The organism is Arcobacter iocasae, from assembly GCF_042214795.1.
GTDB lineage: Bacteria > Campylobacterota > Campylobacteria > Campylobacterales > Arcobacteraceae > Arcobacter > Arcobacter iocasae.
In genome coordinates this window covers 1,375,048-1,399,551 of sequence record NZ_CP090177.1, presented here as the reverse complement: position 1 = coordinate 1,399,551, position 24,504 = coordinate 1,375,048, and the positions used below count along the sequence as shown (strand labels likewise).

The following is a 24,504-nucleotide window of genomic DNA, read 5'->3' as shown; positions in this document are numbered from 1 at the left end:
CATATTTAAATTAATTTTAGGACAAAAAAATGAGTAGTATTAAAATCACAACAAATGACTCTCAAGAAGGTTCTCTAAAAGTTGCTTTTGCAACAACTGATTTAGAAAACATTGACGCACACTTTGGTGCAGCAAAACAATTTGCAGTTTATGAAATTAGTAAAACTGGTACAAGTTTATGTGAAATAAAAAAGGTACTTGAAAAAGATACAGATAAAGCAGTAGCACTATTAGAAGGTATTGATATTGTTTATTTTACAAATGTGGGAGCAATCGCAGCTGCTAAACTTATCAATAGTGGAATCTTTACAATCAAATACAAAGAAATTGTAAGTATTGAAGAAGAGATAAAAAAACTAAAAGATATGTTAAATTCAAACCCTCCACCATTTATCAAAAAAATAATCGAAAAGAAGGCTTCATAATGGATAAAAAAGAACTTTTTAAAGTAACACTAATCGGTCAAGTAAGAGCACTTGATCAATTTGGAACATGGGTTAATAAAAGTGATGAAGACTTATTAGTAGAAAAGTATATAAGAACAAAAGAGGACTTAAAAAATATCCCTATTATCGCAGATATTGATGAAATGCAAATCAAAGATATAAGACTGGTATTTCAAGCAGTTGCTTTAGCTTTTGAAAAAATGACAGGGGTTATGTGTTCTGTTGTAATGGAGATGAGTCATGAAGGTTTTGGGCGAGTTGTAGTATTTGCAGGGAAAATTGTTTTATGTGAGAAATTTTTCAAAGATGCGCATAGATTCTCATTTAGAACTTATGATGATTTACTAATTGAGGGTGAGAAATACCTTGTAAAAGCGGAAGAAACTTATAACAAATATAAAAGCATATAGATATAAAGGAGACAAGTATGGCAAGTATTGGGATTTTTTGTGGAACAGCAGGTGGAACATCAATGATTGTTGCAAATGCATTAGCAGAAGCTTTTGATGTGGAAGAAGTGATTAATATGGAAGAAGATTTTGATGATATAGATCAAATGCTTGAGCATGATGTTCTTTTCATTGGAAGTTCTACTTGGGGACAAGGTGATGTATATTTTGAATGGGTTGATCCTTTATTAGAAATAGAATCAGATGGTATAGATTTTTCTGGAAAAACTATTGCATTATTTGGTGCAGGAGATAGTGTAAAACATGGTGAACACTTTTGTTCAGCTTTGGGGAAACTATACAAGACATTCACAAAAGCCGGTGCAACAATTGTTGGTTTTGTTGATGCAAGTGATTATAAATATGAATCTTCACAAGCAGAAATGGATGGAAAACTTTGTGGTTTAGCAATTGATGAACACAATGAAAAAGATAAAACAGAAATAAGAGTATCAAAATGGATTGACTCTTTAAAAGAAGAAATTCCAGCTTAAAATGGAATATTTTAAAGGATATAAAATGAAAACAGTAGAAGAATTTTATAAATTAAGAGATACAGAAGATTTTTTTAAATTTTTTGATATAGATTTTGACCAAAAATTAATCAATGTAAAAAGATTTCATATGATGAAAGAGTATGGAACACTTATAAAAAAAGGTTTAGCAGAAATATCAGATGAGAGTAAACTTTTAGAGTTTTTAAAATTTTCATTACTAAGAGTTTATGGTGATTATAAAAATGGTCACGCTCCAAGTGCAGCTGATGTTTGGAATATGTATGAGACTGGAAAATTAGAAGGTTGTTCTTCTTGTAGTCCAAGTCCAACAGGTACAGGAGGAAGTTGTGGGTGCTAAAGATGGATTTACACATAAAGATATCGTAGATGCGAATACACCTCTTCATGATAGTGTAACAGCAGGTCGTTCAGGAAAAGATGAAGACAAACCAAAGTTTGGAATAGGTCAAAAAGTTAAACTTCTAAAAGAGATAGTGAATGATGGAACCTATCCCCATGCACCAATTGGTACACAGTTGATGCCAGCAGGTGCAATTGGATATATAAAATCAATGGGTGAATTCTTGCAAGTAATTCGTGTATATGAAGTTCACTTTTTAGGTCTTTTGGATGTCCCAGTAGAAATAGTAGGGTGTAGAGAACATGAACTTGAAGCTATGGAAGATTATAGAGATGAAGTTGAAGAAGAGTTAGAATTTATGCGTAAGCATAGAGAAAAGTACTACTCGAAAGATTAAATTCTTGACCAAGTCAGATGAAAGAGTTTTTTGAACTTTATCATATGGCTTGGTTTGTATGAAGAAAACAAGCTAAAAAAGGAGACAAAATATGGCAAAAGTTATTTTTATGCATTTTGATACTGTTACTGATGGTATTTATGATGCCAAAATTGGTGAACCAATTTCACGATTGGCTAAAGAAAAAGGTGTTCCTCTTATATCAGATGCAAAAGATTATGCAAAAAGTTTAATCTATGTTGAAAATCTTGCAGATGAAGAACCAACAAGTTACATGGAAGATGAAGAGTTAGATGTATTAGTTAAATTAGGAGCAATCACTTCTGAAGAGGCTTTACAATGTCAACAATTCACAATAAGCCCAAAAGTTAGAATTGCACCAATGATGTTAATCAAAGGTGACATTTTAGTAAAACCATACACATTAAAATAGAAAAAACAGATTCGTCTGATAAAAAAAGTTAAGAAGATTGAGAGGGAACAACTCGTTGTTCCCTTTAGGGTTTGCTTCTTTAATAGGAATTTATTTCCTGTGTGAAAAGAAGTTAATAGATTTAGGTCCCTTGAGAAATGGGACATTTTTAAAGGATAGCAAATGACAACTAGAGTAGAAATTATAAACGATTTTTTAGCAATTAATGTTAAACCAGGAAGTACAATTCAAGATGTAGTAGAAGCATCTGGTTCAGCTTTACCTTTTGGATGTAGAGATGGTGAATGTGGAACATGTGTTGTTGAAATTGAACAAGGTATGGAATTTATCTCTCCAATAAATGAAAAAGAAGTAAAAGTAATAAAAGAGAATTGTGCAGGTACAGCTACTGATAAAACAAGATTATCTTGTCAAATGAAAATAGTTAAGCCTAACGGTGTTGTTAGAATTAAGTATTAGAAAATATACAGGAGAATGTCCAAATTCTTTTTGAATTTGGGCAAAATATCATAATGGCACAAACATTATCAACCTCGGCTTCTCAGAAGCAAAATCTTAACTTATCTTTGAAATTGTGGCTTCCAATGCTACAGTCTTCACTTCAAGACCTAGAGAAACATCTAAAAAATGTATCTTACGAAAATCCATTTTTAGAAATCAAAAAACCAAAAGAATTTTATGCAAATTTTATGCCACAAGGTACAAGTGGGGAATTTATAGAGTCATTGGCAATTTATAATGAGTCTTTAAATGATGTAATAAGTGAACAAATTTGTGCACCAAATTTTTCAACTCCAAACTCTCAAAAAGTAGCTATGGAGATCATTTGTGATATAAATGAAGAGGGATATTTTGAAGGTGATATAGAAAAAATAGCCATAACATGTAATGTATATAAAGAGTATGTTGAATCTATTAGACAAAGATTTTCACTCTTAGAACCAAGTGGAATTGGATCATTAAATTTATCAGAGTCATTTCTATTTCAATTAGATGCCTGTGATAAAAGAATTGACGATGAATTATATAATTTTATAAAAAAAATTATAAAAGATATCTCTCACTTGGATAAATATGCGGGGCACCATAGATTTGATGATGCAAAAGAGATAATTAAATATTTTAATAATCCACCTGCTATTAATTATATGAATGATAATGTACAAATTATTCCTGATTTTTTTGTAGATATTGGGGAAGATATCAATATCAAAATAAACCATGCTTACTATCCAGATTTAGAAGTAAAAGATGCTTTCAACTCTAAAAATGAGGGAATAAAAGAAAAATTAAAAGAAGCAAGAGATTTAGTAAATTTATTGGGTTTGAGAAAATCAACTCTGTATAAAATAGTTCTTTTAATCGTAGAGAAACAGATTTCATTCTTTGTTGGAGGTGAGTTAAGACCATACTCTATGCAAGAATTAGCAAATGAAATTGGTTTTGCAGAATCAACAATCTCAAGAGCTGTAGCAAATAAATATATTGAATGTTCTTTGGGGACTTTCCCTCTAAAACACTTTTTTTCAAATGCAGTTAACAATAAAGATTTATCATCTTCAGAGATAAAAAACTACATAAAAAGTCTTGTTGAATATGAAGATAAAGAAACCCCGCTAACAGACCAAGATATTTTAGATGCTATTCAAGAAAAATTTAACCTAGAAATGGTAAGAAGAACTATTACGAAATACAGAAAGATGCTAGATATGCCCTCGTCAAAAGAGAGAAAAAAGCTCTACAAAGTAGAAAATTTATAAAATAATTGGTATAATACAAAAACTCTACCCTCGTATTAAATGACATAAAACAACTACTAGATAATTTCTTCTTAAGATAATATAAATTTATAAATTGAATTAGATAAAAATACATTTAATAAAAATATAAAAGGAACATAATGTTTAATTTTGGAAAAACAGAAGAAGAAGCAGCAAGATTAACTGCAATGGATGAAAACTATGCAATTATATCATTTAAGCCAGATGGAACAATAATACATGCAAATCATAATTTTCTAAATGTTTTAGGATATAAGTTAGAAGAAACAGCTGGTAAGCATCATAGAATGTTTTGTGATAAAACATATGTAACTACAAAAGAATATAGTGAATTTTGGGAGAGTTTAAATAAAGGTTTATCTCAAATAAATGAATTTGAAAGAATTAGAAAAGATGGTACTTCTGTTTGGATTCAAGCTTCATATACTCCTGTAAAAAATAGTAGTGGAAAAGTAACTCGTGTTGTAAAATTTGCACAAGATATTACTGATGCAAAAAATGTAATAAAAGCTGCTAATAAGGCAATTGATATAGCAAAAACAGGTATTATGAAACAAACTATACAAGAAAAAACACAAAATGAAGGTATAGAAAATCTTAAAAATGGTATTAATGACTTATTTGAAATTGTATCTACTAAAGTAGATGGTGATTTAAATAAAATATCTGATGCTTTATTGTCTTTTCAAAAGTTAAACTTTACCCATAGAATTAAAGGAAACAATTTAGGAGAAGCAGCTAATGGCCTAAATAATCTTGCCAATGTTATAAATGAAATGTTAGTAGAAAATAAAGCAAATGGATTAACGCTCGATAAGGGTTCAAATTTACTTTTAGCAAATGTTGATAAATTAAATCAAAGTTCAAATGAAGCAGCAGCAAGTTTAGAAGAAACAGCAGCAGCCTTAGAAGAGATAACTGCAAATATTAGAAACAACACTCAAAATATTGCAAAAATGGCAAGTAATTCAACTAATGTTACAACTTCTGTGTCAAATGGGGAAAAGCTTGCGAATCAAACAACAGTTGCAATGGATGAAATAAATGAGCAAGTTAAATCTATCAATGAGGCAATTAGTGTAATTGACCAAATTGCATTTCAAACAAATATTTTATCTCTAAATGCAGCAGTAGAAGCTGCAACTGCGGGGGAAGCAGGTAAAGGCTTTGCCGTAGTTGCACAAGAAGTAAGAAACCTAGCTTCTCGTTCTGCAGAAGCTGCAAAAGAGATAAAAACATTAGTGGAAAATGCTACTTCAAAAGCAAATGAAGGCAAAAATATAGCTGGAAATATGATAAAAGGATATAAAGAGTTAAATCAAAATATTCAAGAAACTATAAATCTAATTTCAGATATTGAAATGTCAAGTAAAGAACAACAAACTGGTATAGAGCAAATAAATTCAGCAGTAAACCAACTTGATCAACAAACTCAACAAAATGCAATGGTTGCATCTCAAACCCATGATATAGCAACAACGACAGACACTATTGCTAAACTTATCGTTTCAGAAGCAAATGAAAAAGAGTTTATTGGTAAAAATGATGTTAAAGCAAAAGAGATGAATTAAAGAACTAAATAAATAATAACTCCAAAAAATTATACCACTGTAAACAACAGAAAATAAAGGGAAAGATTTAAACGCTTTCCCCTCTTAAAACAATAAATAAAACTCTACATACTCCTTTTAAATAGTATTGATTTTAATCAATACTGTTTTTGTCCTATTTAGATAATATTCTAAAAAAAGGACCACATATGTTTAATATAAAATCATTATATTTTAGAATGACAATAATTCATTATCTTGGAATGTTACTATTACCTATTAATGCATTCTTTTTTACAACAAATACAACTTCACAAACAATTCAAATTATTATTGCAATAGCTTTAATTTTTCATGAATTAGATGAAAGAAAGAATGGTAAACAATTATCAAAAGAATTAGTAAATTTTCTTAAAAATATGGATAATAAAGATGCAAAACTTAAAATAAATACTTCTTTTGCAAGTGAATACTCTGAAATAAAAAATATTATTGATATTAGAGATAAAAAACAAAAAGTCAAAGAGCAAGAAGAATTCTTATTTATTACAGAAGCAAAAGGTATTTTAGAACAAGTTAAAAATGGGACATATAAAAATATTATTCAAGTAAAAACTTCAACTAAAGTACTTGAAGAATTTAAGATAGTTGTTAATGACATGATAATAAATACAAAAAAACATTTTGAGATTATTAATAATATTCTTAATGAATATACTAATTATAATTATACAAATGATTTAATTTTAGAAAATATTTCAAATGATGGAGAGTTTATAAATCTATCAACTTCAATTAATGAACTTAAAAATGCTATTACTTATATGTTATTGGAAAATAAAAAAAATGGTACTACATTACAAAAATCATCTAAAATTTTATTAGATAATGCTTTTAAACTAAATAGTTCTTCAACGGAAGCATCTACAAGTTTAAAAGAGACAACGATTGTATTAGAAGAAATCACACAAAATGTTAGTAAAACTTATGAAAAAACAATTCAAATGTCAGAATTTGCAAACGCAGTTATAAAATCTGCAAATGAGGGAGAAACCCTTGCAAATAAAACCAATATTTCCATGGATGAAATTAATGAAGAAGTAAATTCTATAAATGAAGCAATAAGTATCATTGATCAAATAGCGTTTCAAACTAATATTTTGTCATTAAATGCTGCCGTTGAAGCTGCAACTGCAGGAGAAGCTGGAAAAGGCTTTGCAGTAGTTGCTCAAGAAGTAAGAAATCTTGCAAATAAAAGTACAGAAGCTGCAAGAGATATAAAAAAACTAGTTGAAGCTGCAAATCAAAAAGCCAATGAAGGAAAAGCTATCGCAAATGAGATGATAGAGGGATATTCGAATTTAAACATCGATATTGATAAAACTATAGAACTGATTAGTGAAGTAGCAATTACTTCTAAAAAACAACAAGAGGGTATAGTTCAAATTAACCATTCTGTAAAAGTTTTAGAAAAACAAATTTATACAAACTCAGAGGTATCATCTAAATCGAATAAAATTGCAACTGAAACATCAAATATTGCAAATACTATTGTTGAAGAGACAAGTAAAAAGAGTTTTGAAGGGAAAGAAAGTATCTTTGAAAATATATGTGCTTAATCTTTTATCTTAATTAATAAAAAGTATCTTTATAAAATTTTGATATTTAAATTTGATTTTTGATTTTTTCTTTAGATAAGACAACATATAATGTAGTCACACTTTATTCTAAAGAGAAAGATATGACAACGCCAAATATTATTATGCTTTCCATTTTATCTTTTTTAATACTTCTTTTAATAATAAAACTATTTAAAGCCTAAGATGAAAAACTTACTCTTTCCATATAAACAATACAATTACATACTAAAAGCTTTAGGTATCTTGTTAATAATTACTATTATTAGCCATATGTTTAGAAACTCTTTAGATATCATAAATATAGCACTTATTCACATTATTCCTGTTATTGTCGTTGCCATTCATGGAAAAGGCAAAGCTACTTTTTTTATGACAATTTTTTGTGTAGTTCTTTTAAATTTTTTATACATTCCACCAATATATAGCTTTTCTGTACACAATGAACTCTATATTTGGAGTTTCTTGATTTTTGGAGTTGTTGGGTGGATAATAACTTATCAAGCAAAAAGTATAAGTACTCAAATGAAACAAAATGAATTAAGAGAGAGTTTATTACATATTATTTCCCATGATTTAAGAACTCCCTTATCAACCATTCATGGAAGTATTAACTTAATATTATCAAACAATGAATTAAATGAAACAAACAAAAATAGTTTACTAGAAGATATAAATTATGCCTCTATTAGAATGGAAAGACTTATTACAAATATTCTTGATAGTACTAGATTATCAAGTGGCAATATTAATTTAAAACTTCAATGGTGTGATTTCGAAGATATTGTGGGAGTTGCTTTAGATGAATTTTCTCAAAAACAAAGTGACGAAAAAGTAATAGTAAATATTGAAGAGACTGGTCTCTTTTGGGGAGATAATACTTTACTTACTCAATTAGTAGTAAATTTACTTGATAATGCATTTAAGTATTCATCTACCAATGCAAAAATAGATTTTGAAGTCTTAGATTGTAATAATTACATAAAAATTCAAGTATTTAATGAAACAGAATTTATAGATGAAGAAAAACTAAAAAATATATTTGATAAATTTTATAGGGTAGAAGATACCAATGATATCTCAGGAAGTGGTATTGGTTTGGCTATTTGTAAAAGTATAGTTAAACTTCATAGTGGAGAGATAAAAGCTATTTCACAAAATAATGGCATACTAATAGAAATAAATCTACCAGTATTAAAAAGAGCAAAACTAATATGAAAGAGTTAATACACATAATTGAAGATGATTCTTCTGTAAAAAGATTATTAGAAATAACATTTAAAGAGTATGCTTTTAATTTTATTTCAAGTGAAAGCAAGAAAAATGCTATAATGATGTTCTTAAGTCATAATCCAAGTCTTCTCATAGTTGATTTAGGACTACCAGATGGTGATGGGAAAGATTTAATAAAACAAATTAGAGAAATATCAAAAGTACCAATTATCGTTCTAACAGCAAGACATGATGAAAAAGAAATTGTTGCAGCTTTAGATGTTGGAGCAGATGATTATATTACGAAACCATTTTCTGTAAATGAGCTATTGGCAAGAATAAGGGCAAATTTAAGAAGAAATATTGCAAAAGAAGAGATTGATAATAAATTTATTTGCAATGACTTAGAACTAGATATAAGTTCAAGAACTATAAAATTTAAACAAGAAGTTCTTAAATTAACCCCTATTGAATATGAGTTATTAAAATATTTTATGATAAATGCAAACAAAACCCTAACCCACAAACAAATTTTAAATGAAGTTTGGGGAACAGGTTATCAAACTGAAATGCAATATTTAAGAACTTATGTAAATACATTAAGAAAAAAAATAGAACAAAACAGTACTAGACCAAAATATATAAAAACTGAGTCTGGTGTTGGCTATAGATTTTCTTATAGTGAGAATTAGGATTAAGAATTAGTGGAACATAAATATGTAAGATCTATATTTTTAGGATATGTGCTGGTTATATTTTTTGGAGCCTTAATACTAGCCTTACCAATTTGTCATAAAGGTCACTTAGCCTTTATTGATGCAATTTTTACTGCTACTAGTGCTACATGTGTAACAGGGCTTATTGTTACAAGTACTTCTGAAAATTTTACTTTTTTAGGTGAAGTCATTATCTTGATTCTAGTCCAAATTGGTGGGATAGGATATATGTCATTGGTAATCATTTTCTTTTTATCACTTAGACAAAGATTAGATATAGATGAAAAAAGAGCCATGAGGCAATCATTGGATTTACCAAATATGCATGTTAGAAGATTCTTAAAGAAGATTTTTGCAGTTGTATTAGTTATTGAGCTTTTAGGTGCGATTGTTTTAACTACACAATTTCTTAAAAAGTATGATTTTTTAGACTCCCTTTGGTATGGAATATTTCATAGTGTAAGTGCTTTTAATAATGCAGGTTTCTCTTTATTTACAAACAGTTTGATGGGATATCAAAGTGACACTATTTCTTTAGTTACTATTTGTATTTTAGTAGTATTAGGAGGAATGGGATATTTTGTTTTAATTGAAATTTATGAAAATAGAAGATTTGCAAAAAGATTTACTATTCATACAAGAATCATGATTTACGGAACTATTATTTTAATTGTTATGGGAATGGTTTTATTTTTATCTATTGAGTGGAACAACCCAAAAACTTTTGGAGGCTTATCTGTTTATGATAAATTACTAAATGCCTTTTTTCTCTCCATTAACTTTAGAACCAGTGGGTTTAATAGTATTGATTTAGCAGGATTAAAAGAGTCTTCTCTTTTCTTCTCTACTTTGTTTATGATGACAGGAGCAGGGCAAGGAAGTACAGCAGGTGGTATGAAAATAACTACTGTTGCTATTTTAATTATTACAGTAATTTATATCTTAAAAGAGAGTAACCAACAACCAAGTATTTTTAAAAGAACAATTGAACAAAAAATTATCAATAAAGCCCTAGCAATCATCCTTTCATCCTCTTTTTTCGTACTTTTAGCCACTTTAATATTAGTGGAAACACAAAACTTACCTTTTTTAAGAATTTTATTTGAAGTTGTTTCTGCCTTTGGGACAGTTGGAGTATCAACAGGTAATGGTGATATTCTAAGTTTTTCTCAAGAATTTGATACCTTTGGAAAAAGTATTATCATAATTATGATGTTAGCAGGAAGACTTGGAGTCTTTGCCTTTGGTTTAATTTTAGTAGGAAAAGCAAAAACAAAACATTTTAAATACCCAGTAGGAAGGATTATTATATGAAAACAATCGCAGTTATTGGATTAGGAAAATTTGGATCTTATATTGTAAAGAGTTTATCAAGGTTAGATGTAAAAGTAATAGCAGTAGATAATGACGAAAAAAGGATTCAAGAGATAAGTGAATATATTGACAATGCTTTTGTACTTGATAGTACTAATAAACAAGCTTTAGAAGATGTAGGAATTTATAACCTTGACACAGTAATTGTAAGTATTGGTGAGAATATAGAAGCAAGTATTTTAACAGTAATGGCACTAAAAGATTTAAATAATCAAAATATTATTGCAAAAGCTATCACATCAACTCACGGTGAAATATTATCAAAAATTGGTGCTTTTAAAATCATATATCCTGAAAAAATTGCAGGAAGAATGTTGGTAAATAAACTAATTGATAATATGACTATAGAAGAGATAGATATAAGTAACAATATAAAAATCATAAAACTAGTAGCAAATGAAAAATTTATCAATAGAAGAATTTATGAGATAAAAGAAGAGTATAAAAAACTTAAAATAGTCTCTTATAAATCAGATGGAACTTGGGTTTTAAATATTGATTCCTCTTATAAAATAAAAGAAAATGATATTTTAGTTTTTATAGGAGAAGCTAAATATAGTAAAGAATTTTGTAAAGAATTCTAAAATCCTATTAAAATAGACCTCACACTTTAAATCAACCTTTGGTTGATTTTACTAAATTTTACACTCCCAAATAACAAAATTTACAAAATTTGTAGTAAAAAAACAATTATGAAAACAAGATAAATTTTATCCTATTTTTAACTTTTTAAAAAAAATCACCTTCTCAAACTCCTATTTTACGGAAAATTATAAAAATTTATGAAAAAAATATTCTCTTTTTCATCTTGTGGAACGCAATATGCAATTATCTATTTGTAATTAATAATATTAAAAGGAGACAATATGTCAGATTTAAGACAAATAGCGTTTTACGGAAAAGGTGGGATTGGTAAATCAACTACATCTCAAAACACATTAGCAGCAATGTGTCATTACTATGGAAAGAAAATTTTAATCGTTGGTTGTGATCCAAAAGCGGATTCAACAAGATTAATCTTACACGAAAAAGCACAATGTACAATTATGCAATTAGCTAGTGAAGCTGGAACTGTTGAAGATCTAGAATTAGAAGATGTATGTAAACCAGGTGCTGGTGAATTTCACCCAGAAAATAATGACATAACTGAAGGTTATATTAACTGTACTGAATCAGGTGGTCCTGAGCCAGGTGTTGGTTGTGCGGGTAGAGGGGTTATTACTGCAATTAATTTCCTAGAAGAAGAAGGTGCTTATACTGATGAATTAGATTTCGTATCTTATGATGTTCTTGGAGATGTTGTTTGTGGTGGATTTGCTATGCCAATTAGAGAAGGTAAAGCGCAAGAAATCTATATCGTAATGTCTGGTGAAATGATGGCTATGTATGCAGCTAATAATATTTCAAAAGGTATTTTAAAATATGCTAATACTGGTGGAGTTAGACTTGCTGGTTTAATTTGTAATGCAAGAATGACAGATAAAGAGTATGATTTATCTAAACACTTAGCAATGCAAATTGGTACTCAAATGATTCACTTCGTACCAAGATCTAACCATGTTCAAAGAGCTGAGTTAAGAAGAATGACAGTTGTTGAATTTGCTCCAAGTTCAGACCAAGCTATGGAATATAAAGAATTAGCAAGAAAAATTATCGCTAATGACTTAAAAGTTATTCCTGAGCCACTAGAAATGGATGACTTAGAAGCATTATTAATGGAATTCGGATTAGAAGAAGAAGTTGACGAAGAAAACTTAGGTAAAAAAGCAGAAGAAGCTTAATACCTAAGAGTAAATATTAAAGTATATGTTGGCGAATTCTTTCGCCCTTTAGGATTTGCTTCTTTAAGGATTTTTTATAAATCCTGTTAAAAGAAGTCGTTAAAAACAAAGTCCCTTTAAAAATGGGACATTTTAAAAGGAGAATAAAATGTTTGTATGTGGATACCACTTCCCAGCTGATATGGGTAATGATGTAAGTTTTGATAAAGTAATAGAAAAAGTACAAGATGGAGTTGATGCTACAGGTAAATCTGTAACTGTTTCAAGTGAAACAAGAGAAGGTGTAAAGTTAGAAGAAATTTCTATCCCAGAAGGTTCTTTTTTACATACTGCCTTAGTTGATTATTATACTAATACTGAGTGTAAAGAAAAAGATGGTTATAAAATGGTTTATTATACTAATAAATACCAAATTTCTGAAATCTCAAAATCTGTTGATGGTGATGCAACTAAAGCTATTTGTAAAAAATTAGATGACATGAATCTATATAGAGTAAAAGTAGCGTAAACAAAATTATAAAAAGGACAACTTGTTGTCCTCTTTAGGATTTGTTTCTTTAAGGATTTTTTACAAATCCTTGTCAAAAGAAATTATAAAAATAAAGTCCCTTAAAAATTGGGACAATTTATAAGGAAAAAATTATGGGACCAGAAACATTAGAAAGTCTTCAAAAGCAAGCAATTGCAGAAGTACTTGAAGCTTATCCAGAAAAAGCAAAGAAGAATAGAGCAAAACACCTTGGAACTGATAATCCAGAAGGTGTAAAAGGTTCTTGTGATACTACAAGAAGTAACAAACAAACAGTACCGGGAGTAATGTCTCAAAGAGGTTGTGCATATGCAGGATCTAAAGGGGTTGTTTGGGGACCAATTAAAGATATGATTCATATTTCTCATGGACCAATAGGTTGTGGGCAATATTCAAGAGGTGGAAGAAGAAATTATTATATAGGAACAACTGGTATTGACACTTTTGTTACTATGAACTTTTCAACTGACTTCAATGAAAAAGATATCGTATTTGGTGGAGATAAAAAACTTAAAAAAGCGTTAGAAGAGATTGATGAATTATTCCCATTAAACAATGGTATTTCAATTCAATCAGAGTGTCCAATTGGTTTAATTGGAGATGATATTCAAGCTGTTGCAAAAGTTCATAAAAAAGAGACAGGTCATCAAACTGTTGCTGTATCATGTGAAGGGTTTAGAGGGGTTTCTCAATCTCTTGGTCACCACATCGCAAATGATATGATTAGAGATCATGTTATGCCTGATACATCACATAGAAAAGATTTTGATTCAACTGATTATGATGTAGCAATTATTGGAGATTATAACATCGGTGGAGATGCTTGGTCTACAAGATTAATCTTAGAAGAAATGGGATTAAGAGTAATTGCACAATGGTCTGGGGATGCGACTTATAAAGAGTTAGCAATCGCACCAAAAGCAAAATTGAACTTACTTCACTGTTATAGATCTATGAACTATATTTCTAGACATATGGAGCAAGAGTTTGGTATACCTTGGATGGAATATAACTTCTTTGGACCTACAAAAACAACTGAAAGTTTGAGAAAAATTGCATCATTTTTTGATGAAAAAATTCAAGAACAAACAGAAAAAGTTATTGCTAAATATACTGCTATGACAGATGCAGTTATTGCTAAATTTAGACCAATGTTAGAGGGTAAAAAAGTTATGCTTTATGTTGGTGGATTAAGACCAAGACACGTTATTGGTGCTTATGAAGATTTAGGGATGGAAGTTATTGGTACTGGTTATGAGTTCGGACATGGTGATGATTATAAAAGAACTAAAGAAGATTTAGGAAGATCAACACTTATTTATGATGATGCGAATGAGTATGAGTTAGAAGAATTTGTTAAAAAATTGAGACCTGACTTAGTTGCAGCTGGTGTAAAAGAGAAATATGTATTTCAAAAAATGGGATTACCATTTAGACAAATGCACTCTTGGGATTATAGTGGACCATACCATGGGTATGATGCATTTGCAATTTTTGCAAAAGATATGGATTTAGCAATGAATTCTCCTGTTTGGAATCATACTAAAGCACCATGGGACAAAGAAGTAGAGGGAGCGTAATATGCAAGATTTAGATAATATAGTAAACGGACAAAAACTGTTTTTAAAACCTGAATATCAAGAAGTTTTAAAAAACAAAAAAGAATTTGAAGGTTCAATGGGAGCAATTAATCCTGCTAAAGTTGAAGAAATTCAAAAATGGACTGAGTCTTGGGATTATAGAGAAAAAAATTTAGCAAGAGAAGCAATTACTGTTAACCCTGCTAAAGCTTGTCAACCTCTTGGTGCTGTTATGGTAGCTCTTGGATTTGAAAATACTATGCCTTATGTTCATGGAAGCCATGGATGTGTTGCATACTTTAGAACATATTTTACAAGACACTTTAAAGAACCAACTCCTTGTGTTTCAGATTCTATGAGTGAATCTGCAGCGGTATTTGGTGGATTAGCAAATATGAAAGATGGTTTACGAAATTGTAATGCTTTATATAAACCAGAAATGATTGCTGTATCTACTACATGTATGGCAGAAGTTATCGGTGATGACTTAGGTGCTTTTATTATTGGAGCTAAAGATGAAGCTGAAGGTGAATTAGACAATGTTTTAATTCCTAATGCACACACTCCTTCATTCGTAGGTTCTCATATTACAGGTTATGATAATATGATGAAATCTATTTTAGAGCAAGTAAGTACTGAAAAAACTACTGTTGATGAAGAAAGAATTAATATTATCCCTGGATTTGAACCTTATTTAGGATCATTAAAAGAGATTAAAAAAATATCTAAAATGTTCGGTGATAAAATCGTAATGATTGGTGACCATGAAGAGCAATGGGATACTGGAGCTGGTGAGTATAAATTGTATGCTGGTGGAACAAAAATTGAAGATCTTAAAGGTTCAATTAATGCGAAAGCTACAATATCTTTACAAAAATATTCATCAATAGCAACAGCTAAAACTATTAAAAACAAATGGAAACAAACTTACGAAACTTGTAATCCAATTGGTTTAAGTGGTACTGATGAATTTGTTATGAAATTAGCAGAATTAACTGGTAAAGAAATTCCAGAAGAATTAAAACAACAAAGAGCTAGACTTGTTGATGCTATGCAAGATTCTTATCCATATATGCATGGTAAAAAAATCGCAATCTGGGGAGATCCTGACTTTTTATTAGGTATGGTTTCTTTCTTAGTTGAAATGGGTGCAATTCCAACTCATGTTGTTTGTCATAATGCTCCAAGAAAAAATTGGGAAGCCCAAATGAGAGCAATCTTAGATAAATCAAATAGATCTGACGAATGTAACATTTGGCCAGGTAAAGATTTATGGGCATTAAGATCATTATTATTCACAGAACCAGTTGATTTCATGATTGGTAATGTTTATGGTAAAGAGCTTTATAGAGATACAAAAACTCCACTTATTAGAATTGGGTTCCCAATTTTTGATAGACATCACTTACACAGATACTCTATGAGTGGTTATGAAGGTGGTATCAACCTTTTAACTTGGATTACTAATGGTATCTTAGACCAATTAGATGAAGAGACTAAAGATATAGCTGAAACAGATTATTTCTTCGATTCAGTAAGATAATTTTAAAACTAGAAGGATTCCTTCTAGTTTTTTTTAGCTAATCGTTATATATAAAAATATATAATGCTTTGTTGGAAAGGAAAAAGATGATAATAAGTGCTAGAAATCAATTACCGGGAGTTGTTGAACTAGTTCAGCAAGGGAATGTAAATTCTGAGATTTTTGTTAAATTAAATTGTGGATACACAATAGTTTCAGTAATAACAAATAATGCAGTTAAAAATCTTGATTTGAAAATTGGAGATATTGTTACTGCAATATTTAAATCAAGTTCAGTACTTGTAACAACTGATGTAACATTAAATATAAGTGCAAGAAACAAACTTCAAGGAATAGTAGAAAATCTACACTTGGGCTCAGTGAGTGCAGAAGTAGAGATAAATATAGGGAATAAAGATAGTGTAGTTGCTGTAATAACATCAAGTTCAATAAAGAACTTAAAAGTAAAAATTGGAAACCAATTAAGTGCAATTATAAAAGCAACAGATGTGATGATAGGAAAATAGGAGATAAAATGAAAAAAATAGTCTTAGGAATATTAGTTGTAAGTTTAAGTTTATTTGCAGGACAAATCAATATTGCAGTTGCTGCAAATGTAAGTTATGCAATTGGTGATTTGATTAATGAGTTTAATAAAACAAATCCAGACACAAAAGTAAATGTTACACTGGGAAGTAGTGGGAAATTAACTGCACAAATTAAAAATGGTGCGCCATATAATATTTTTATGGCAGCAAATATGAAATATCCAGAAGCCTTATATAGTGATAAGATTGCTGTAACAAAACCAGTTATTTATGCACAAGGAAGTTTAGCAATTTTAAGTATTAAAAAGATAGATATGTCAAAAGGAATTAATCTAGCAAGTGATAGTTCAGTAAATAAAATTGCTATTGCAAATCCAAAAACTGCCCCTTATGGGAAAGCTGCAGTTGAAGCTATGAAAAATGCAAAAATTTATGACGAAGTTGTAAAAAAATATGTTTATGCCGAATCTATCTCTCAAACAGTAACTTATGCCACAACTGCAACTGATATAGGATTTATTGCAAAATCATCTTTATATAGTCCAAAAATGAGTATGTATAAAGAAGGACTAAACTGGGTAGATGTAAATCCAAAACTTTATACTCCTATTAATCAAGGAATTGTTATTATAAACAATGCAAAAGAGAATAAAGAAGCAAAAGCATTTTATGACTTTATCTTAAGTGCAGATGCAAAAAAAATATTTAACAAATTTGGATATTTAGTACCATGAATAAAATAGAAGCTATCGTATCTCAAATAGACAGTATTGATAATCTCAATATTGTGCAATTTGATTTTTCAGGAATTAAACTCAAAATGATGAGTTTAGATCTTAATGAAAGAATTAAAATCGGTCAAAAAGTTATATTAGTCGCAAAAGCTACGAATATAATATTGGCAAGAGATTTTGAAGGTATGATTAGTTTCTCTAATCAAATAAATGGAAAAATTGAAAGTATAGAAGAGGGTAAACTCCTTTGTAGTGTGACAATAAAAGCTAAAAATTCATATTTCCAATCAATTATAACCCAAGCAAGTGCAAAAAAAATGAATCTAAAAAAAGATGATGAAATTAATATTTTTATAAAAGCAAGTGATTTATCTATTGAGGAAGTAATAAATGTTTGAAACCCTGAAAGCTATAGAATTTGGTCCCTTTATACTCTCATTTAAATTAGCCTTTATTACAACCTCAATTTTATTTATGATTTCATTACCTCTTTCTTGGTATCTCTCACAAACAAAATCAAGATTGAAACCTTTTTTAGAAGCAATTACTGCTCTTCCAATAGTTTTACCTCCTTCTGTTCTAGGATTTTATATTTTGTGGGCTTTATCTTATAATTCTCCAATAGGTGCCTTTTTTGAAAATATTCTTGGAATAAAACTTGTGTTCAATTTTTATGGACTTGTAATTGCTAGTTGTTTTTATAGTTTGCCCTTTATGGTTCAACCCCTACAAAGTGGTTTTGAAAGTATAAGTAAAAATATGATTGAAGCTAGTTATATATGTGGAAAAGGAAAAATAAAAACTTTATTAAAAGTAGCCTTACCAAATATAAAACCAGCCCTTCTTACAGCAATAATTGTAACCTTTGCTCATACAGTTGGAGAATTTGGAGTTGTTCTTATGGTAGGAGGAAGCATTCCAGGTGAAACAAAAGTAGCTTCTGTTGCAATATATGAAATGGTAGAAATTATGGATTATAAAAGTGCCCATATTTATAGTGCTATTATGGTAATAATAAGCTTTATAGTACTTCTTAGTGTTTATATCTTTAATGGTAGAAGCAACAAAAAATTTGGAATATAAAATATGATAAAAATAGATATATTTAAAAAACTTCATGGTTCAGATGGACAAATGAATTTAGATGTAAATTTAGAGATTAAAGAGGGTGATTTTATTGCATTAGCAGGATTAAGTGGGAGTGGTAAAACTACACTTCTAAGAATACTTGCAGGTCTAGAAGAAGCAAAAGGTGAAATAAAAATAGGTGAAAACTATTGGCAAAATGAATCAAGCTTTCTAGTTCCACAAAAAAGAGAGATAGGTTTTGTCTTTCAAGACTATGCACTATTTCCAAATATGAGTGTGATAGATAATCTTTTATTTGTGAAAAAAGATAAAGAATTAGCAATAAAACTTTTAAAAATAACCGAAATGGAAGAGTTGAAAAATAGATTACCTAATACTTTAAGTGGTGGACAAAAACAACGAGTTAGTCTTTGTCGTGCATTAATGAATAAACCAAAGCTTTTACTTATGGATGAGCCCTTATCAGCCTTAGATCCCCAAATGAGAGCAAAACTACAACAAGAGATATTAACGCTTCATAAGGAATTTAATACAACCACAATAATGGTAAGTCATGATCCAAGTGAAATGTATAGATTATCAAATAGAGTTATAGTTTTAAATCAAGGTTTAGTAATAAATGATGGTAAAGCTAAAGATATTTTATTAAAAACAAGTGGTTCACAGAAATTCTCTTTTGAGGGTGAATTACTCGATATTGTAAAAGTTGATGTAATTCAAATAGCAATTGTATCAATAGGACAACAGCTTGTAGAAGTTGTTGTAAGTAATGATGAAGCAAAAAATTTAAATATAGGACAAAAAGTTTTAGTAAGTACAAAAGCTTTTGCCCCATTAATAAAACAGATTTAAAATAAAAGGATAAAAATATGTTCATTCTAACAGATAATGAACTTCAACAATATATAAATGATGATATACCTTACTTTGATTTAACCACTTATCTTCAAGGACAATCAAATAAGAAAGCAAAATTAAGTATCTTTACTAGAGAAGATATTATTGTCTCTTGTAGTGAAGAAGCAAAAAGAATTGCTGAGCTTTTAAATTGCGAAGTGAAAAGTTTTGTTCCATCAAAAACTTTTATAAAACAAAATGATGTAATTTTGGAGTTTAGTGGTAAATATGAAGATGTTCATAAGGCATGGAAAGTTTGTCAAGTATTATTAGAATATAGTTGTAAGATGGCAAGTAATACTAATAAAATGAAAAAAGAAATAGAAAGCGTAAATAAAACTTGTGAACTTTTATCCACTAGAAAAAGTTTTCCTTTTGCAAAAAAATTATGTATAAAATCAGTTATAATAGGTGGAGCTACACCCCATCGTTTAGGATTAAGTGAAAGTATTCTTCTTTTCCCTCAACACAGAATAGTTTATAAAAATGAAAAAGACTTTTTAAATGATATAAAAAGATTAAAACAAAAATCCCCAGAGAAGAAAATAGTAATAGAAACTGAAACATATGAAGATGCAATAATTCTAATGCAAAATGAAGTAGATGTAATTCAAATTGATAAAATAAAAATCCCTATATTAAAAAAGATCATTCAATATAAAAATGAGAATTTTCCAAGCGTAAGCATCTTAGTTGCAGGTGGAATAACTTTATCAAATGTAAAAGAGTATGCCTCTTTAGGCGTTGACGGTATAGTTTCAAGTGCTATGTACTCAAGTGGTATGGCAGATTTTGGAAGTAAAATGAAATTACTTCCAAAAGAAAATTAAACTTTATACTCACCTAAATACTTACCTTTTGTATCTATGATATGCACAGCACATGCTAAACATGGATCAAAAGAGTGTAGGACTTTTAAAACCTCAAGAGGTTTTTCTAAATCTTTTATTTCAATACCAATTAAAGCTTCTTCATATGCACCTCTAATACCATCACTATTTTTGGGAGTTGCATTCCAAGTTGTTGGGGCAATTATTTGATAATTTTTTATTTTAGAGTCTTCTATATTGACACTATGAAGTAAAACTCCCCTTGGCACTTCTAAAAAAACATATCCACTTGCATCTTTTATTAGTTCATTAAAATTGTATTTATCCCAAGTATTCGTATCATAGTATTTAATATTTTGAATCAAATTTGAAACAAGTTTAAAAATATATTCACAAATATATTGACTCTCAATTGCCCTTGCACAATTTCTTCCAACAGTTGAATTTAAATCTTCAAGACTTAAAGAGGTCTCTTTTAAAAACTCATCAACAAAAGAGTTTATGGCAGTATTATTATTTAAATAACTAATAATAAGTCTTGCCACAGGACCTGTTTCCATAGTCTTTCCATCATATCGGGGAGCTTTTATCCAAGAGTATTTATCATCTTTATTTTTAGTTTTTAAAGTTCCATCTTCATTTAAATCAGTATAAAAAGGTTCTTGTTTTTCATCATCGCTATACCAAGCTCTTTGTACTTCTTCTTTTATTTTATTGGCATCAAACTCTTGTATATTTGAGAAATCTTGTTCAAAAATTACTCCAGTAGAAAAAAGTTTCATCTCTTTATTTATAGGGTAACCACCCACACTCAAGAAGTTACCTATTGTTTTTCCACTTTTAGATTTTATTTCATCTTTATAAGCAATTGCTAAAAGTTTCATATCAGGTAAATAAGCTCGATTTATAAAATCACTTGCTTCTTTTATTACAAAAATAAAGTCATTTAATCTTTGGGGATTTAACATATCAGCAACACTGGTAATTCCACCTACAACCAAAGATTGAGGATGGGGAGTTTTTCCACCAAAGATTGCTATAGCTTTTGATATTTTTGTTTGAAATTGCAAGGCTTCAAAATAGTGGGATAATAAAATTAAATTTTGTTCACTACTTAACTTATAATCACTATGTCCCCAATATCCACTATTAAAAGGGCCAAGTCTTCCTGCATCTATAAAGTTCTGAAGTTTTTCTAAAACCGTATCATAATGTGTATTTGAGTTTCTAAAAGGTTTAGCACTATATTTATGAGCCTCTTTTGTTGTCTCTTTTGGATTTGCTTTTAATGCACTTAGCACATCTACAAAATCAAGCAAGTGTAATTGATAAAAATGTACCACATGATCTTGAATAAACAAAGCCATAGACATCAAATCTCTTATTATCCTTGCATTTTGGGGAATACTCAAAGAATATGCATTTTCAACAGCTCCAATAGCTCCTCTAAAATGTGAATTTGTACAAACCCCACAAACTCTTCCAGCTAGAAGTCCTGCGTCTCTAGGGTCTCTATTTTGTAAAATAATTTCAATACCTCTAAAAAGTTGACCACTTACATAAGCTTCTTGAACAATGCCTTTTTCATCAACTTCTACTTCAGCTCTTAAGTGCCCCTCAATTCTAGTAATTGGATCAATAACAATCTTTTTCATCATTTTTCATCCTCTTTAGTTTCTATATATACTCTCTCATTTGCAAATTTATCAAAAAATCCAAGCTCAGTACAACCCATACAACCATGTCCAACTTGTACGGGCCAACTTGTTCCTTGATTGAACTTCATAGATGGACAGTTTACATTTGCATATGGTCCTTTACAACCCATTTCAAAAAGACACCAACCATTTTTTGCCCCATCATCTCCCCACTCTTTTACAAATTCGCCAAGTTCATAGTGACCTCTTCTTTCACAATTATCATGAACCCTTTGTTCATAAGCCCATAAAGGTCGATTAAATTTATCTAAGGCCGGCAACTCTTCAAACATCATATAAGAAAGCAGTGTTCCTACTATATTTATAGGGTTTGTTGGACAGCCTGTGATATTTATAATATCATTTCTATTTAAAGCTTCTGCTACTCCAACAGCTCCTGTTGGATTTGGATAGGCAGACACTACTCCTCCATCAAAAGCACAAGAACCAACTGCCAATACTAGGGCTGCATCTTTTGCACATTTTTTTAAAAGCTCAACTCCTGTTTCACCTTTTTTCCCTATTCGTAAATATTTTCCATCAAGAGCTAAAGGAACTGCACCTTCAACTATCAAAACATATTTGCCTTTATCATTTTTGATTATATTTTCTAAGATAGTCTCACTCTCCTCACCACTTGCACTCATAAGTAACTCATGATAATCCAAAGAGATATAGTCAAATATCAAGTCTTCTAATACTGGATTTGATGATTTAATAAAAGCTTCACTATTTCCACTACAATCACTAAGTTCCAACCAAATAATTGGAATCTTATTTAAATTTTTAAGTCCATCATTTACAACATCCTCAAAAGCTGGATTTAGTTTCATACTAGCTGTTACCATTGAAATCCAACTATTTACTTCACTTTTACCAATATCAAGCATTTTCAGAGCTGATTCTAGGTTTTTTTCATCCATTTCATTTTTCGGGTGTAGTTTTTTAAATTTATCTACGCTTCTTTTACTTCTTTTTAACTCTTCTTCTAATTTTATCTCTTCTTTGGTTTTTCTAGGAGTTTTATTATCTATTAAATCTTGTGAAGCAATGATAATATCATCAAGCTCTTTTTTACACCTTCCACAAACTCTTCCTGCTTCACTGAACTCTTTCATTGAAGAAAAAGAGTCAATCTTACATGAAACTATAAGATTTTTTAAATCCTCATAATAGATATGTTTACATGCGCAGACCAATTTCCCCCTTGGGCTTAATTCTCTATTTTCATATAAATAGTTTAAATCTATCTCATCTTTTTCATTTATAACTTTTTCTAAATATGCTGTATCAATATTTGAATTAATTCCTATAAATCTAATAAGTTTTTTATCTTTTAAGAAGTATTCATCAACTCTTTTTTTATCTATTGATTCAATAACAACCTTTTCAAAATCTTTATTAAAATCTGATGAGCAAATTTCAACTAAAGTAAAATCCCCAATTTTAAGCATATCAACTGCTGTATCAAGTTCAAAGCGCATGATATCCTTTTGAAAAATATGAGATATGGCTACATTTGCTTGAGTTGTACACTCTTTTACATGCCCTGCTACAAAATTATCTTTTACAACTTCGGAACACTCTCCAACAGCATAGATATTTTCATCACTACTTTGCATAAACTCATTTACCAAAATCCCTCTGTTTACATCAATGAATTTTTCAAAAGGTTTTGCATTTGCTTTTATTCCTATTCCAAAAACAATAAAAGGATTTTTTATATTTAGTTTTTTTGTTTTTAAAACTTCTATTTTGTTATTTATAATTTGGGTATCAACAATCTCATCTTCATAAGATATTCTTACTTTTTTGTTCTTTAGAAAACTATTTTCCATTATTTGCATAGATTCAGCAGAGATATATTTATCATATAAGTGTTTACTTCTTATGAGTAAAGTTATACTTTTCACCTCACTCATTTCATTTAAAGTATCTAGTAACTCTAAAGCAATAGGTCCACTTCCTACTAGTACTACTTCATTTGTTTTACAATATTGTTCTATTTTTTTACAATCATTTATATTTCTAAAAACAGAAACATTTTCTAAATTTGTATCTAAAAGAGTGATTGGTGTTGAGCCTGTGGCAATGATTAGTTTGTCGTAGTCAAAGATTTTATCATTTGAAAGGACTTGTTTTTTCTCTTTATTTATATTTGAAACAGTTTGATTAAGTTGCAGATTTACAGCACTATTTAGTTCTAATTTTATGTTTTCAACATCATTGTTAGACTCTATTAGCCTACAAAGATGTATCCTATCATAAGGGATATATTCTTCATCACTAAGCATAGTAACACTACATGATGAATCTACATTTAAAATATTATTTGCTAAATAAACTGCGGCAATTCCCCCACCAATAATAACTATCTTCATTTGACATCTCTTTTTTATGGATTACATTAATAATAGCAAAATATAAGTTACTCTTTAATTACT

The 24,504-nt window shown here is 29.4% G+C and carries 26 protein-coding genes; 24 read left to right on the top strand and 2 right to left on the bottom strand.

Features of this window, described 5'->3' with window-relative positions:
* The first annotated feature begins 29 nt into the window (after positions 1-29).
* The 24 genes from LXN10_RS06990 to modD all read left to right on the top strand — a co-directional run bounded on the left by LXN10_RS06990 (position 30) and on the right by modD (position 20,363).
* Positions 30-425 (top strand): NifB/NifX family molybdenum-iron cluster-binding protein, encoded by a 396-nt coding sequence (locus LXN10_RS06990; RefSeq protein WP_375725143.1) that lies wholly within the window; start codon positions 30-32, stop codon positions 423-425.
* A complete protein-coding gene (locus tag LXN10_RS06985; protein WP_375725142.1) occupies positions 425-856 on the top strand; it encodes a NifX-associated nitrogen fixation protein in 432 nt (143 codons plus the stop codon). The genes LXN10_RS06990 and LXN10_RS06985 overlap by 1 nt, the downstream gene beginning before the upstream one ends.
* A 17-nt stretch (positions 857-873) precedes the next feature.
* Positions 874-1,389 carry a flavodoxin domain-containing protein gene (locus LXN10_RS06980; protein ID WP_375725141.1) on the top strand — a complete coding sequence of 172 codons (516 nt, stop codon included), beginning with the start codon at positions 874-876 and terminating at the stop codon, positions 1,387-1,389.
* Between the two features lie 25 nt (positions 1,390-1,414).
* Positions 1,415-1,750, top strand: a complete 336-nt coding sequence (locus tag LXN10_RS06975; protein ID WP_013133874.1) for a nitrogenase-stabilizing/protective protein NifW — start codon at positions 1,415-1,417, stop codon at positions 1,748-1,750.
* Positions 1,740-2,150: a nitrogen fixation protein NifZ gene (locus tag LXN10_RS06970; protein ID WP_013133873.1), complete on the top strand. Its 411-nt coding sequence runs from the start codon at positions 1,740-1,742 to the stop codon at positions 2,148-2,150. Before LXN10_RS06975 ends, LXN10_RS06970 begins: the two co-directional genes overlap by 11 nt.
* Positions 2,151-2,241: 91 nt before the next feature.
* The gene (locus tag LXN10_RS06965) at positions 2,242-2,583 is read left to right on the top strand and encodes a hypothetical protein (protein WP_375725140.1); all 342 of its coding nucleotides are present in this window, start codon (positions 2,242-2,244) and stop codon (positions 2,581-2,583) included.
* A 162-nt stretch (positions 2,584-2,745) separates the two neighbouring features.
* Positions 2,746-3,042, top strand: coding sequence for a 2Fe-2S iron-sulfur cluster-binding protein (locus tag LXN10_RS06960; protein WP_375725139.1), 297 nt, complete (start codon positions 2,746-2,748; stop codon positions 3,040-3,042).
* 53 nt (positions 3,043-3,095) lie between these two features.
* A complete protein-coding gene (locus tag LXN10_RS06955) occupies positions 3,096-4,343 on the top strand; it encodes an RNA polymerase factor sigma-54 (protein WP_375725138.1) in 1,248 nt (415 codons plus the stop codon).
* Positions 4,344-4,483: 140 nt separating this feature from the next.
* Positions 4,484-5,935 carry a methyl-accepting chemotaxis protein gene (locus LXN10_RS06950; protein WP_375725137.1) on the top strand — a complete coding sequence of 484 codons (1,452 nt, stop codon included), beginning with the start codon at positions 4,484-4,486 and terminating at the stop codon, positions 5,933-5,935.
* A 188-nt stretch (positions 5,936-6,123) separates the two neighbouring features.
* Entirely contained in the window at positions 6,124-7,533 is a 1,410-nt protein-coding gene (locus LXN10_RS06945; RefSeq protein ID WP_375725136.1) for a methyl-accepting chemotaxis protein, read from the top strand.
* A 204-nt stretch (positions 7,534-7,737) separates the two neighbouring features.
* Positions 7,738-8,769: a sensor histidine kinase gene (locus LXN10_RS06940; RefSeq protein WP_375725135.1), complete on the top strand. Its 1,032-nt coding sequence runs from the start codon at positions 7,738-7,740 to the stop codon at positions 8,767-8,769.
* The gene (locus tag LXN10_RS06935; RefSeq protein ID WP_375725134.1) at positions 8,766-9,455 is read left to right on the top strand and encodes a winged helix-turn-helix domain-containing protein; all 690 of its coding nucleotides are present in this window, start codon (positions 8,766-8,768) and stop codon (positions 9,453-9,455) included. The genes LXN10_RS06940 and LXN10_RS06935 overlap by 4 nt, the downstream gene beginning before the upstream one ends.
* 12 nt (positions 9,456-9,467) lie before the next feature.
* Positions 9,468-10,793, top strand: a complete 1,326-nt coding sequence (locus tag LXN10_RS06930; protein ID WP_375725133.1) for a TrkH family potassium uptake protein — start codon at positions 9,468-9,470, stop codon at positions 10,791-10,793.
* Entirely contained in the window at positions 10,790-11,437 is a 648-nt protein-coding gene (locus tag LXN10_RS06925; protein WP_129100352.1) for a potassium channel family protein, read from the top strand. The genes LXN10_RS06930 and LXN10_RS06925 overlap by 4 nt, the downstream gene beginning before the upstream one ends.
* A gap of 282 nt (positions 11,438-11,719) precedes the next feature.
* Complete coding sequence (gene nifH / locus LXN10_RS06920) at positions 11,720-12,634, top strand: nitrogenase iron protein (RefSeq protein WP_013133864.1); 915 nt, start codon at positions 11,720-11,722, stop codon at positions 12,632-12,634.
* 148 nt (positions 12,635-12,782) lie between these two features.
* Entirely contained in the window at positions 12,783-13,142 is a 360-nt protein-coding gene (locus LXN10_RS06915; protein WP_013133863.1) for a hypothetical protein, read from the top strand.
* 134 nt (positions 13,143-13,276) lie between these two features.
* Positions 13,277-14,743, top strand: coding sequence for a nitrogenase molybdenum-iron protein alpha chain (nifD, locus tag LXN10_RS06910; protein ID WP_375725132.1), 1,467 nt, complete (start codon positions 13,277-13,279; stop codon positions 14,741-14,743).
* 1 nt (position 14,744) lies between these two features.
* Complete coding sequence (nifK, locus tag LXN10_RS06905; RefSeq protein ID WP_375725131.1) at positions 14,745-16,286, top strand: nitrogenase molybdenum-iron protein subunit beta; 1,542 nt, start codon at positions 14,745-14,747, stop codon at positions 16,284-16,286.
* An 86-nt stretch (positions 16,287-16,372) separates the two neighbouring features.
* Positions 16,373-16,792 (top strand): TOBE domain-containing protein, encoded by a 420-nt coding sequence (locus tag LXN10_RS06900; protein ID WP_375725130.1) that lies wholly within the window; start codon positions 16,373-16,375, stop codon positions 16,790-16,792.
* Between the two features lie 8 nt (positions 16,793-16,800).
* Positions 16,801-17,547 carry a molybdate ABC transporter substrate-binding protein gene (gene modA / locus LXN10_RS06895; protein WP_375725129.1) on the top strand — a complete coding sequence of 249 codons (747 nt, stop codon included), beginning with the start codon at positions 16,801-16,803 and terminating at the stop codon, positions 17,545-17,547.
* On the top strand, positions 17,544-17,945 hold the full coding sequence (locus LXN10_RS06890) for a TOBE domain-containing protein (RefSeq protein ID WP_375725128.1): 402 nt from the start codon (positions 17,544-17,546) through the stop codon (positions 17,943-17,945). The genes modA and LXN10_RS06890 overlap by 4 nt, the downstream gene beginning before the upstream one ends.
* A complete protein-coding gene (gene modB, locus LXN10_RS06885; RefSeq protein ID WP_375725127.1) occupies positions 17,938-18,630 on the top strand; it encodes a molybdate ABC transporter permease subunit in 693 nt (230 codons plus the stop codon). Before LXN10_RS06890 ends, modB begins: the two co-directional genes overlap by 8 nt.
* A gap of 3 nt (positions 18,631-18,633) precedes the next feature.
* Positions 18,634-19,488, top strand: a complete 855-nt coding sequence (locus tag LXN10_RS06880) for an ABC transporter ATP-binding protein (RefSeq protein ID WP_375725126.1) — start codon at positions 18,634-18,636, stop codon at positions 19,486-19,488.
* Between the two features lie 17 nt (positions 19,489-19,505).
* Positions 19,506-20,363 (top strand): ModD protein, encoded by an 858-nt coding sequence (modD, locus tag LXN10_RS06875; protein WP_375725125.1) that lies wholly within the window; start codon positions 19,506-19,508, stop codon positions 20,361-20,363.
* Here modD and LXN10_RS06870 read toward each other — a convergent pair.
* On the bottom strand, positions 20,360-22,018 hold the full coding sequence (locus LXN10_RS06870; RefSeq protein ID WP_375725332.1) for a nickel-dependent hydrogenase large subunit: 1,659 nt from the start codon (positions 22,016-22,018) through the stop codon (positions 20,360-20,362). The genes modD and LXN10_RS06870 overlap by 4 nt on opposite strands.
* Positions 22,018-24,441: a hydrogenase small subunit gene (locus tag LXN10_RS06865; RefSeq protein WP_375725124.1), complete on the bottom strand. Its 2,424-nt coding sequence runs from the start codon at positions 24,439-24,441 to the stop codon at positions 22,018-22,020. The genes LXN10_RS06870 and LXN10_RS06865 overlap by 1 nt, the downstream gene beginning before the upstream one ends.
* Positions 24,442-24,504: the final 63 nt, after the last annotated feature.

Bases quoted from the DNA above. Each gene is read 5' to 3' on its own strand.
- LXN10_RS06990 (WP_375725143.1), top strand. From the start codon at position 30: ATGAGTAGTATTAAAATCACAACAAATGACTCTCAAGAAGGTTCTCTA.
- LXN10_RS06985 (WP_375725142.1), top strand. From the start codon at position 425: ATGGATAAAAAAGAACTTTTTAAAGTAACACTAATCGGTCAAGTAAGA.
- LXN10_RS06980 (WP_375725141.1), top strand. From the start codon at position 874: ATGGCAAGTATTGGGATTTTTTGTGGAACAGCAGGTGGAACATCAATG.
- LXN10_RS06975 (WP_013133874.1), top strand. From the start codon at position 1,415: ATGAAAACAGTAGAAGAATTTTATAAATTAAGAGATACAGAAGATTTT.
- LXN10_RS06965 (WP_375725140.1), top strand. From the start codon at position 2,242: ATGGCAAAAGTTATTTTTATGCATTTTGATACTGTTACTGATGGTATT.
- LXN10_RS06960 (WP_375725139.1), top strand. From the start codon at position 2,746: ATGACAACTAGAGTAGAAATTATAAACGATTTTTTAGCAATTAATGTT.
- LXN10_RS06955 (WP_375725138.1), top strand. From the start codon at position 3,096: ATGGCACAAACATTATCAACCTCGGCTTCTCAGAAGCAAAATCTTAAC.
- LXN10_RS06950 (WP_375725137.1), top strand. From the start codon at position 4,484: ATGTTTAATTTTGGAAAAACAGAAGAAGAAGCAGCAAGATTAACTGCA.
- LXN10_RS06945 (WP_375725136.1), top strand. From the start codon at position 6,124: ATGTTTAATATAAAATCATTATATTTTAGAATGACAATAATTCATTAT.
- LXN10_RS06940 (WP_375725135.1), top strand. From the start codon at position 7,738: ATGAAAAACTTACTCTTTCCATATAAACAATACAATTACATACTAAAA.
- LXN10_RS06935 (WP_375725134.1), top strand. From the start codon at position 8,766: ATGAAAGAGTTAATACACATAATTGAAGATGATTCTTCTGTAAAAAGA.
- LXN10_RS06925 (WP_129100352.1), top strand. From the start codon at position 10,790: ATGAAAACAATCGCAGTTATTGGATTAGGAAAATTTGGATCTTATATT.
- nifH (WP_013133864.1), top strand. From the start codon at position 11,720: ATGTCAGATTTAAGACAAATAGCGTTTTACGGAAAAGGTGGGATTGGT.
- LXN10_RS06915 (WP_013133863.1), top strand. From the start codon at position 12,783: ATGTTTGTATGTGGATACCACTTCCCAGCTGATATGGGTAATGATGTA.
- nifD (WP_375725132.1), top strand. From the start codon at position 13,277: ATGGGACCAGAAACATTAGAAAGTCTTCAAAAGCAAGCAATTGCAGAA.
- nifK (WP_375725131.1), top strand. From the start codon at position 14,745: ATGCAAGATTTAGATAATATAGTAAACGGACAAAAACTGTTTTTAAAA.
- LXN10_RS06900 (WP_375725130.1), top strand. From the start codon at position 16,373: ATGATAATAAGTGCTAGAAATCAATTACCGGGAGTTGTTGAACTAGTT.
- modA (WP_375725129.1), top strand. From the start codon at position 16,801: ATGAAAAAAATAGTCTTAGGAATATTAGTTGTAAGTTTAAGTTTATTT.
- LXN10_RS06890 (WP_375725128.1), top strand. From the start codon at position 17,544: ATGAATAAAATAGAAGCTATCGTATCTCAAATAGACAGTATTGATAAT.
- modB (WP_375725127.1), top strand. From the start codon at position 17,938: ATGTTTGAAACCCTGAAAGCTATAGAATTTGGTCCCTTTATACTCTCA.
- LXN10_RS06880 (WP_375725126.1), top strand. From the start codon at position 18,634: ATGATAAAAATAGATATATTTAAAAAACTTCATGGTTCAGATGGACAA.
- modD (WP_375725125.1), top strand. From the start codon at position 19,506: ATGTTCATTCTAACAGATAATGAACTTCAACAATATATAAATGATGAT.
- LXN10_RS06870 (WP_375725332.1), bottom strand. From the start codon at position 22,018: ATGAAAAAGATTGTTATTGATCCAATTACTAGAATTGAGGGGCACTTA.
- LXN10_RS06865 (WP_375725124.1), bottom strand. From the start codon at position 24,441: ATGAAGATAGTTATTATTGGTGGGGGAATTGCCGCAGTTTATTTAGCA.